General features: G+C 67.8%; 1 protein-coding gene. It reads right to left on the bottom strand.

The genetic code is table 11. From position 1 onward, the window contains the following. Nucleotides 1-33: 33 nt before the first annotated feature. Entirely contained in the window at nt 34-1,314 is a 1,281-nt protein-coding gene (locus ABFX45_RS46130; protein WP_346137417.1) for an IS256 family transposase, read from the bottom strand. Nucleotides 1,315-1,425 lie beyond the last annotated feature (111 nt).

Genomic DNA, 1,425 nt, shown 5'->3' with positions numbered 1-1,425 from the left:
CGAGCTATTGTCAAGATCTGTGGATCAAGATCTTTAGGCGGCTTCCTCGTCGGGGCGTTCGACAAGCTTGCCGTTGACGAAGGTGGCGCCGGCTCGGACGAGGGCGACGAGCTGGGGTGCGTTGACCGCGCGCCAGCGGGCCTGGGCTGACTCGATGAGCTTGAACGCCATGGCCAGCCCGGCGGCGCGTGAGCCCGGTCCTTTGGTGACCTTGGTGCGGTGGCGCACGGTGGCGAAGGTGGACTCGATCGGGTTCGTGGTGCGCAGATGGATCCAGTGTTCGGCCGGGTAGTCGTAGAACGCGAGCAGCTCGTCGAGATCGTCGGTGATCTTGGCGACCGCCTTGGGAAACTTCGCGCCGTAGGCGGCGTCGAAGGCCTTCACCGCCTCCAGGGCGTGCCACTTGTCCTCGGCGTTCCAGATCTCCGCGAGGGCCTTCTTCGCGCCGGGTTGCGCGGACTTGGGTAGCGCGGACAGCACGTTGCCGATCTTGTGGAACCAGCAGCGCTGCGCGCGCGTGTCGGGGAAGACCTCACGCAGTGCGCCCCAGAACCCGAGTGCGCCGTCGCCGGCCGCGAGTACCGGGGCGGTCATCCCGCGGCGGGCGCAGTCACGCAGCAGGTCGGCCCACGACTCGGTGGACTCGCGGTAGCCGTCGGCCAGGGCGAAGAGTTCCTTACGGCCGTCAGCGCGGACGCCGATCATGACGAGCAGGCAGAGTTTGTGTTCCCCCAGGCGGATGTTGACGTGGATGCCGTCCGCCCACAGGTAGACGTAGTCCACATCGGACAGATCGCGTTCGGCGAAGGTGCGCTGGTCGGTCTTCCACTGCTCGGCCAGCTTCGTGACCACCGGCCCGGACAAGCCCTTGCTGCTGCCGAGGAACTGGCCGAGCGCGGGCACGAAGTCCCCCGAGGACAGGCCGTGCAGGTACAGCAACGGCAGCACCTCGGTGATCTTCGGGGTCTTGCGCGCCCACGGCGGCAGGATCGCCGAGGAGAACCGCTCGCGTTCGCCTGTCACAGGGTCAACGCGCTTGTCGTTGACGCGCGGCGCGGTCACCTCCACCGCGCCGGCGCTGGTCAGCACCTCCCGTGGCTGGTGATAGCCGTTACGCACCACCAGCCGGTGACCGCACTCGTCACGTTCGTCGGCGAACGCCGCGATATAGGCGTCGACCTCGGCACGCAGCGCCTCGGCCAGCATCCGCCGGGCACCCTCCCGCACGATCTCGTCGATCAACGACGTGCCGGCCGAGGCATCCGCCCGACGGCCCTCGTCACCGGATGCGGGGTCAGGGACTACGGTGAGCATGGGCGTGCCTTCCCGACCGACGCGCCAACGTCGGCCTGCTTGAGATCAGCTACTCGATCACCGGGAAGGTACGCCCCTCACCGGCCGATCCACAGGTCTCAAGCATTGCTC

Origin of the sequence: Lentzea roselyniae (assembly GCF_039537795.1) — a bacterium.
GTDB classification, from domain to species: Bacteria; Actinomycetota; Actinomycetes; order Mycobacteriales; family Pseudonocardiaceae; genus Lentzea; species Lentzea atacamensis.
Note: the sequence above shows the minus strand (reverse complement) of the source record. Positions and strands in the feature narration are given on the sequence as shown.

What these genes read in the sequence shown, in the direction of transcription:
- ABFX45_RS46130 (WP_346137417.1), bottom strand. Translation starts at nt 1,314, where the DNA reads ATGCTCACCGTAGTCCCTGACCCCGCATCCGGTGACGAGGGCCGTCGG.